The sequence below is a fragment of the Pleionea sp. WD8-19 genome (genome assembly GCF_055326765.1).
In genome coordinates this window covers 158122-167647 of record NZ_JBUZOU010000009.1, presented here as the reverse complement: position 1 = coordinate 167647, position 9526 = coordinate 158122, and the positions used below count along the sequence as shown (strand labels likewise).

At 38.7% G+C, this 9526-nt stretch carries 7 protein-coding genes; all 7 read left to right on the top strand.

What is annotated here, in order from left to right; translation table 11 throughout:
* Nucleotides 1-1423: thioesterase domain-containing protein (locus ACTUJY_RS12760; RefSeq protein WP_463616480.1), on the top strand; the 1423-nt coding region annotated here is incomplete at its 5' end.
* Between the two features lie 44 nt (nt 1424-1467).
* Nucleotides 1468-2721, top strand: coding sequence for a phenylacetate--CoA ligase family protein (locus ACTUJY_RS12755; RefSeq protein ID WP_463616479.1), 1254 nt, complete (start codon nt 1468-1470; stop codon nt 2719-2721).
* A 1-nt stretch (nt 2722) separates the two neighbouring features.
* The gene (locus ACTUJY_RS12750) at nt 2723-3934 is read left to right on the top strand and encodes an aminotransferase class V-fold PLP-dependent enzyme (RefSeq protein WP_463616478.1); all 1212 of its coding nucleotides are present in this window, start codon (nt 2723-2725) and stop codon (nt 3932-3934) included.
* A gap of 49 nt (nt 3935-3983) precedes the next feature.
* Nucleotides 3984-5240, top strand: a complete 1257-nt coding sequence (locus ACTUJY_RS12745) for an efflux RND transporter periplasmic adaptor subunit (RefSeq protein WP_463616477.1) — start codon at nt 3984-3986, stop codon at nt 5238-5240.
* A 21-nt stretch (nt 5241-5261) separates the two neighbouring features.
* Nucleotides 5262-6017: an ABC transporter ATP-binding protein gene (locus tag ACTUJY_RS12740; protein ID WP_463616476.1), complete on the top strand. Its 756-nt coding sequence runs from the start codon at nt 5262-5264 to the stop codon at nt 6015-6017.
* A gap of 10 nt (nt 6018-6027) precedes the next feature.
* Nucleotides 6028-8424 (top strand): ABC transporter permease, encoded by a 2397-nt coding sequence (locus ACTUJY_RS12735; RefSeq protein WP_463616475.1) that lies wholly within the window; start codon nt 6028-6030, stop codon nt 8422-8424.
* A gap of 128 nt (nt 8425-8552) precedes the next feature.
* Nucleotides 8553-9524, top strand: coding sequence for a TauD/TfdA family dioxygenase (locus ACTUJY_RS12730; RefSeq protein ID WP_463616474.1), 972 nt, complete (start codon nt 8553-8555; stop codon nt 9522-9524).
* Nucleotides 9525-9526 lie beyond the last annotated feature (2 nt).

The following is a 9526-nucleotide window of genomic DNA, read 5'->3' as shown; positions in this document are numbered from 1 at the left end:
AGGGTTCCGGATCGAATTGGGAGAAATAGAACATCAACTGACGCAGCAGCCGGAGGTGCAAAGCAGTGTGGTGATGGCTCAGAAAAGCGAGGCGGGTGAATCACAACTGGTGGGTTACGTAGAGGCGCCGGCGTGTGAAGATGAAGTGGCTTTGGTGCAGCAATTAAAAGCCAAGTTAAATGAAACATTGCCCGCTTATATGGTGCCATCAGCGTTCGTGGTGATGGATGCTTTTCCTTTGACTGCGAATGGCAAACTGGATCGAAAAAGTTTGAAGCAGCACACGTTTACTTCGGTGCAAAGAGAGTACGTTGCGCCGAGCAATGACATCGAACAACAATTGGTTGTTATTTGGTCGAAGTTGTTAAAACGTCCAGAAGCAGACATCAGCATAACGGATAATTTCTTTGAGCTTGGCGGACACTCATTATTGGTTTTACAGTTGATCATAGACGTTAAAAAATCATTTAAGGTCGCATTAACAGTAAAACAAGTATTTGATCAGCCTGTGATTAAGCACCTTTCTAAACTTCTTCTTTCTCACGAGAATAAAGGATTTTCCGATGCGCTAGAGTATGTCTTTGACAAATACAATGACACGATTGTTAAGCTTAATGACTCTTCGAGCGACAATAATATTTTTTGCCTGCATGAACGTTCCGGCAGTACGATGGCATACCGGTATTTAGCCAATGGAATTTCAGACTATGGCGTATGTTATGGGTTACAAGCGCCAGAACTTTTTACTGATTTTAAACCTTCATCTATTGAAGATTTAGCATCATTTTATGTTGAGCTTATAAAGCTTATTCAGCCTAAAGGGACTTATAACCTGTTAGGTTTTTCTATGGGGGGAGGCATTGCTTATGAAATCGCTTGCCAGCTTACTGAAATGGGAAGTGAAATTAATTATTTAGGAATACTTGATACGAGTCCATTTCCACTGCCTTCTGTAAAAGGTCGTTCTTGGCATGATTCGATAAAGTCAGCCTTTAACGACTATTTAGATTTTGATATGAAGTTAGACTGGGATGCGATATCAAATTACGACAAAGAAAATGGTATTAATTACCTATTAAATGAAATGAAACAAAGTGATGTAAAGATTGATTGGATTGATGAAAATATGTGGAAGAAGTATTTGCACTTTTTCTGCAATATTGACTCTATGGTAGGCAGCGATCAGTCTAAAAACTCAAAAATAGATATTTCTTTGTTTAGGGCTACCCAGAAGTCGAATTCTGACTTAGAGTTGGTGCCATCTCAAATGACGAACTGGAAACAATGTACCCAAGGAAATGTCAGAAGTATTGATGTTGAGGGCAGTCATTTGAGCATGATGTTACCTCCTCACGTGGATAGCGTAATCGATAAACTTAGGCTTGAACTAAAAAAGGCTTTCGATAAAGACTTAGTTGTATAAAAAGTGACATTTATTTTAATTAAATAACAAGAAATAGGTTAATTATGGGAAAGTTTAATAGTTTTTTGAAAGAAGTTGAGTATGCGTATAAGAATGTCCCATTTTATTATAAAAAACTGAATGATATGGGCGTTGACCCTTCCGATATTAAAAGTGAAAAGGACATTGATAAACTACCCTTTACCGCAAAGGTAGATTATCGAAAAAATTTTCCAAAAGGTGTTCTAGCAGAAGGGTTTCCTCTAAATCATCCGATGCTAACCAGTAGCCGAAGCTCAGGAACAACAGGTGAGCGACTGATTACCATCGAAATCGGCATGCATCTATTGCAAAGAGCGATTTCTTGTGCACGTGTTAACCCTGCTATCTTCGAAGCATTCAGTAAAACAGGACGAAAAATTGCTCGATATGCTGCGCCGAATTGTTCTGACGTTGAGTGTGCTAACCCTAATAGCGGCATAGAAGACCGAATTTTATCGGATGCTACGCTGGTCTTACCTGTATATCATGATTTATTAACCACTTCTAATGAGATGATTGAGCGGGCAATTGACGAAATAAAAGAGTATCAACCGAATATGTTTTACGTTGATCCCACTCACTTTGCTTTTTTGTTAAGAGAGTACAAAAGACGAGGCTTAACTCCGCCCAATATTCCCTGTATGACTTCATACACTGGTGCAACAAGAGTCAGTAAAAGACAAATTTCAGAGTTTTATCCATTAGATAGCCAGTATGGCGAACTTTTATCTTCAACAGAGTTTGGTTGGGTAGCTATGGAGTGCCCTCATCAAAAACTTCACTTAAATGAAGAAAGCTACTTCTTTGAATATATTCCTTTAGAAATTGAATCTGTGATGGGTGGAAGGTTTCATGAACTTTGCATCAGCAGTATTGATCAAGGAGCGGTTCCACACTTGCGATATCGAACGGGCGATATTGTAACCTTGATTGATGAGCCTTGTGCGTGCGGAAGTGATCGGCAAGCGGTTATCATGGAAGGTAAAGTTTCACATTTTATTACGCGAAATGGAGAGCCTATTTTATCTCCGCAACAGGCAGATTCGCTTTTAGGATTTGCAGATTGGCTTGATCAATATCAGCTAGAACAAGTTAAAGATAATGAGTTTTTATTTAAAATAATTACTAATGAAAATTACCAAGAAGGTAATGAATCTGTTTTTATTGATAAGTTACAAGATGTTTTAGGGCAAGATACAAAGGTATCTACCAGTATTGTGGATTATATTGCGACAGAACGGTCGGGCAAATTTCAATCGGTTAAAGGTTTAAGCTAAAATGTTTGATAATAATTATTACGAAAAAATAACTGAAGATTTTCCGGGTGTTTCTAAAGAAATCGATGGAACTCGAGTTACCTATCTTGATAGCGCAGCGTCGACACTCAAGCCTAAAGTAATGGTTGAAGCAATCAATGAGTATTACCTTGGTATTTCATCTAATGTACATCGAGGAAAAAACTATACATTAGAACAAGTTTCTGATCGTTATGAACAAGCGCGCTATCGAGTTGCGGAGTTACTTTCCTGCTCTGGTAATGAGGTTGTTTTTTTAAGAAATACAACAGAAGCAATTAATTTAGTAGCATCCGGGTTAGAGCTAAATAAAGATGATAATGTCTTAGTTTTTTCGGATTCGCATCATTCAAATTTATTACCCTGGATGAAGCATGCGACTATTTCCGCTGTCGGCTTTAACAAGTATGGCGGACTCGATTTAGAACAATACTATGAACTGCTCAAGCAAAAACCCAAAGTTGTTGCGATCACACACTGTTCTAATGTAACGGGGGTCTATAGCCCACTCAAAGAAATGACAAAGGCAGCGAAGGAAGCTGGTTCAATTGTTGTTGTTGATGCAGCTCAGTCGGTTCCTCACAGAAAAATCAATGTTCACGAACTTGATGTGGATTTTCTAACATTTTCTGCGCATAAGATGTTAGGGCCCACTGGAATTGGGGTGATATACGGAAAAAGGGACATGCTGGAGTCTCTGACTCCTTTAAATTTAGGTGGAGGCATGGTTGATTGGGTTAGTTTAGAAGAATATCGGCTAAGGAAAATTCCACATCGATTCGAAGCGGGTACGCCACATATTGCAGGTGCTTATGGGTTGGGTGCGGCAATCGACTACTTGAATAAAATTGGTTTCGATAAGTTGGAAAGTCATGATAAAGAAATGGCGAACTTGATGTACAGCTTAGCTGGAAAGCGTGATTATTTAGAGGTTATTAATAAGACTCCCGAACAGGATAGAGGAGCGGTAATCAGCTTCAAGATACCAACTCAAAATAAGTTAGATGATGTTGCGAGAGTGTTGAGCGACTCTTATGGTATGATGTGCAGAAATGGTCATCTTTGCGCTCAACCCTATATTGATAGTGAAGCTAAGTCGCAAGTCATTAGAGTCTCTACTTACCTCTACAATAAACCAAGTGATATTGAAAACTTCTTTGAAGCATTAGATGAAGTCAGCAGCTTCATGTTTTAAGGTATGTGCGCATACAGATAGTAGTTAGTTTTAATAATAGTGAGTTGTTATGGATATAATCAAAAAGAAAAGTCAACCATTCTATAAAAAGAAAGCGTTTATCGTAGTTTCTTTTGTTGCAGTGGCCTTTAGTTTGATACTAATAAGTACTCAAATTAATATTGGTACTTACGAAGTGTCTGCCAATAATATTGTGACGGCAAAAGTAGAAAAGGGTGACTTCGTGGTAAAAGTTTCAGCTCAAGGGACATTGGCTTCAAGAGATATTCGTTGGGTTGCAAGTGCGGTAGAAGGTAAAGTAGAACGAATACTGGTGAAGCCAGGTGCTTTCGTTGATAAAGATCAACTTATCGTAGAACTGCTTAATCCTGAACTAGCGCAACAAGCAACCGAACTTGAGTGGGAGTTGGATGCGATGAAAGCGGAGTTAAAGGCACTCCAAGAACAACATAAAACTCGCTTGCTCGATGCAGAAGCACAGTTACTCGATAATGAAATGCTCTATAACCAAGAAAAAATAAGGTTAGATGCGGAAGATGGATTGATTAAGTCGGGTAACGCTACTATTTCTATGCTCGACTTTCGATCAAGAAAGTTACGTGTTGCTCGATTAAAGAAGAATATAGAGATGGATAAAGCTCGTTTAGAGCAATTAAAAATGACGTTGCAGTCGGAATATCAAGCGCAATCTGCCCGTTTGAGCCGTCAAAAAAATCAATTGTCTCGAGTAGAAGCTCAACTGGAGTCATTACAAGTTAAGGCACCCGTATCAGGAGTGCTTCAATTGTTGCCACTTGAATTAGGACAGCGGGTTGTCATTGGGGATAACATTGCAAGGTTTGCAAAAGCAGACGATCTTATTGCCGAGTTGAATGTGCCTGAATTTAAAGCTTCAGATATACGTGTTGGACAAAAGGTAAAAGTCAAAACCCGCTATAACGTTATCGACGGTGAAGTATCGAGAGTTGATCCAACCGTTATTTCAGGAACTGTGCAAGTCGACGTAGAGCTTACTGGACCATTGCCTGAAGAGGCAAGAGCTGATTTAACCATCGATGGTGAAGTCGTTATTGCCCATCAAAATAATAGTTTGTATGTTCGGCGGCCTGCATTTTCTCAAGCCAATCAAATTATGTCTGTTTTTAAACTTGATGAAGCCAAAAAGTACGCTGAAAAGACAAATATTAAATTTGGGATATCATCTAATCTTGATATTCAAGTAATAAATGGTGTTAACGAAGGCGACTCAATAATTGTGTCTGAAATTAGCGACTTTGAACAGTATTCAAGAATATTAATAAATTAAATTGAGTGGGAAGGTATAAAGATGAATAATATTATTAAATTAGTAGATATATGCAAGGTATTTTCGACTGATGAAGTAGAAACGCATGCACTAAACAAAGTGAATTTAAGTATCTCTGATGGTGAATATGTTTCGATAACCGGTCCTTCCGGTTGTGGTAAGTCAACTTTGCTATCCATACTAGGGCTTCTTGATAAAACGTCTTCTGGCGAATATTTTCTGTCAGGTCATGAGGTCTCATCGTTTGACGCTAAACAACGAGCCGCAATTAGAGGGAAAGAAATTGGCTTTGTATTCCAATCGTTTAATCTCATCAGTGATTTAACAATCGGTGAAAATGTAGCATTGCCTTTAACCTATAGAGCCGATATTGATAAAAAAGAATATGCGGAAAGAGTAGAGCGCGTATTAGAAAAAGTAGAGTTAACACACAGAGCTTCGCATTATCCCTCTCAGTTATCTGGCGGTCAGCAACAACGTGTAGCGGTCGCGAGAGCCTTGGTTGGCAATCCATCAATTATTTTAGCTGACGAACCAACTGGAAACTTAGATTCTCATAATGCTGAACTTGTAATGGAACTATTAGAAAAATTGAACCAAGAAGGCACGACGATATGTATGGTAACTCATGATCCTCGAAGTGCGGAGCGAGCTAGCAGAAAAATTGAAATGTTAGATGGGAAAATTTTGTCTGATACCGTAAGCGGCAAAGCCAAAGCTGAAGCTAAATTGAAAACAGATTCTGCTAAAAACTCTTTAGAGTCAGAGTTGGTATAGGAGAATTCAAGTGAAAGGATTAGGTGATTTAAATTACGCATTAAGAACGATGGGTAAAAACTGGAAGTTCACTGCATTAACCGTAATGGTAATGACTTTTGGTTTTGCTCTATTTATTTTCATGATCTCTTTCCTGTACACAACCATCATGGCACCTCTTGATATTAAGGGCGGGGAAAGGGTTAGAGTTGTGAACAATTTTGATCGAGAAACGTTTAGCTTGGCGGAGTACGAAGATCTTCGTCAGTACCAAAACTCTTTCGAGGTATTCGGGGCGTGGCGATATGCAAACTTTAATGTTAGAACAACGGACCGAGTTGAAAAAAACTTTGGCATATATGTAGACCCTACATTTTTTGATGTCTTTCAGGGGAAGCCCGTTCTAGGTCGCTTAATTGAAGAGGCAGATACAAAAGATGGCGCTGAACCCGTTGCTCTTGTGAATGAAGATGTTTGGAGAAATTTATTCGCATCTTCTCCAGATATACTCGGTGCAACATTGAGCATCAATAATGTGACTCACACAATTGTTGGAGTGATGCCATCTACTTTTAAATTTCCTCGACCGCGAAAAATATTTGTTCCATTCAACTTCCGATCCGATGGCGCACGATCGAGCCAACCAAGAGTTTTTGTTTATGGAAGATTGAAGCCAAATGTCAGTGAAGAAGTTGCTGAAAAGGATTTAAAGCAGATTACCGATAATATAAAAGAATCGTTTCCAAAGCTAAGCGCGAATACGTCAGCTAAAGTGACGACGCTGCAAAAAAGCTTTGTCCACTTCTATTCACACCTTATTTCTCCTATGAAAATTTGTATCGTGCTGATTTTTCTTTTGGCTTGCGTGAATACCATTAACTTGCTTTTTTCTAGAGCCTTGGAAAAAAACCGAGAAACGGCAATTAGAGCGTCACTTGGTGCACCTAGAGGAAGATTGATCAGACAAATGATGGTTGAGAATGTGTTAATTTGTACGATATCCGGCCTCCTTGCGCTATTTTTTGCTGACTGGGGAATTGAAATTGGACTGACTCAACTAGGAAATAGTTTTTATGAAGGAGCACCTTCTTGGTGGGACTTACATTTATCTGGTGAGATGATCGCGGTTGGTATCGTTGTCATTGTGTTTACTTCTTTTATTACTGGATTTCTCCCCGCTTGGAAAGCGACAGGCGAGTCTTTTTCCGATAAATTAAGAGAAGGAACGCGAGGGGCGAAGAGCAAAAAATTTGTAAAGTTGAGCAGCGCGATTCTCATTATTGAAGTAGGGCTTGCATGCGCTCTTTTATTTCCCTCGACGACAATTGTAATTTCAGTAATAGATAAGTTAACAACGAATTATGGCTTACAACTTGAAGACTATTATATTTCTAAAGTGGACGCTCGTCCGCCGGGATTTGAAACCGATCAAGCGCTGATACAATATTATAAAGACTTAGAGTTTGAGCTAGAAAAAGAGCCTGGAATAGAGGCAATTTCATTCACTGAAATGGAAGCAGTTAGTCGTTGGATTCGAGTTTTTGGTATAGCTACAGAGACTTCGGACTATGGCGATAACTCATCATATCCATCGGCGGCGATTGTTAGGGTATCTCACGATTACTTTAAAGATGTCAATATTAAATTACTTGAGGGTCGAATTTTTGACTCAAGAGATAGAATTGGAACGCCATTATCCGCTGTAGTCTCTCAAAATTTTGCAGAGAAAATTAATAACGGAAACCCTGTTATTGGCACACGATTTAGACTCGATGACGACAGCAATGAATGGTACACAATTGTTGGAGTGACGAATAAGGTTATTCATGGACCGCCGATTAAGCAATCTTTTGAAAGACCGAGTGTTTTTATCAGTAATGAACAAAAGCCAACTCCCTGGATTACCATGGTGATTCGATCTGGATTACCCGAAAACCAAATAAGTGAAATATTAAGCAGAGTTGGCTTTAAAGTTAACCCTGAAATTGCACCAGAAAGACTCGGGACCATTGAGCATTTTAAAAGTGCAACGTTTTCATACACGAACTTTATGGGAATATTGTTCTTTTGCTTTACTGCGATTTCTTTGTTCGTAGCGTTTAGTGGTATTTATGGAATCATGTCGAATACGATAATTCAAAAAACACAAGAAATTGGCATTCGTAGAGCTCTAGGTGCGGATGATGGTCATGTGTATTCGCATTTTCTTAAATTATGCTCAAAACAACTGGTTATCGGTATTTTGCTTGGTTTGCCAGCTGGAATAGTACTTTATAATATGGTCAGTGATATTAAACTAGCATTAGCTTCAATCGGCGTATTTGCACTCATTATTGTTTTGGTTTCTCTAATGATTGCAATTGCTGCATTTATACCGATTAAACGTAATCTAAAAAATGAGCCGTCTTTCGCATTAAGATATGAGTAAAGACTGGGTAGGTATCGTCATTTCAATTCTTGGCGATACCTAGATATTACTGATTTAGCGAATTTACTACATGTATTGAATTAGGAAGTGTTATGAATGATCTAATCAATGAAAGCATTGGCTTGGCGTTGAATGAAGTAAAATGTTATGTGCACTCGGGATCAAATTATCCTTTGATCTTTGAAGCGGCATCTGATGATATTGATATTTTGAATTGGATTTCAGTCAATAAACCACTTGTTGATGAGATGCTATTAAAGCACGGAGCTGCTTTATTTAGAGGTTTTAATTTAGGCGACCGTGAGCGATTTCAAGCGTTTGCAGAAAATGCCTGCAATAAGTTAATTACCAATTACGCGGATTTACCCGAGGAAAAGGGAAGTAATCGAATTTACTCATCAACACCTTATCCTGAAGATAAAACAATCTATTTTCACAATGAAAGTTCGCATATGAATCAGTGGCCTTTGCGGCAGTTTTTTGCCTGTGTGCAACCGAGCGAAAAAGGAGGGGAAACACCTATAGTGGACTGCCGAGAAATATATAAAAAATTACCAGCGACTATTAGAGGGAAATTTGAAAATAAAGGCTTACTTTATGTAAGAAACTTCATTCAAGGATTAGATGTTGATTGGAGAGATTTCTTTAAGACTCAGGAAAAATCGGAAGTTGAAAAACGATGCATTGACGATGGAATGGAGTTCGAGTGGAAGCCTGGAGATGGCTTGAAAATATCTAAAAAAGTACGCTGCGACTTTATTCATCCTATAACCGATGAGCCAACATTTTTTAATCAATATCAACTTCATCACCCCGTATTTTTAGATGCGGATGAGCGAGAAGCTTTAATTGCGTTATTTGGAAAAGATGGGTTGCCTAGGAATGTCTTTTATGGTGATGGAACAGAAATTACCGATGAAGAAGCACTAACCGTATATCAAATTTATAACGACAGCTGTGTTAAGTTTTCTTGGCAAAAAGGTGATTTACTCATGCTTGACAATATGATTATGGCGCATGCTCGATTGCCTTTTAAGGGAGAGCGCAAAATATTGGTTGCCATGGGAGATATGCAAGAAAACCAAGAGCCACGTTCTTAGAG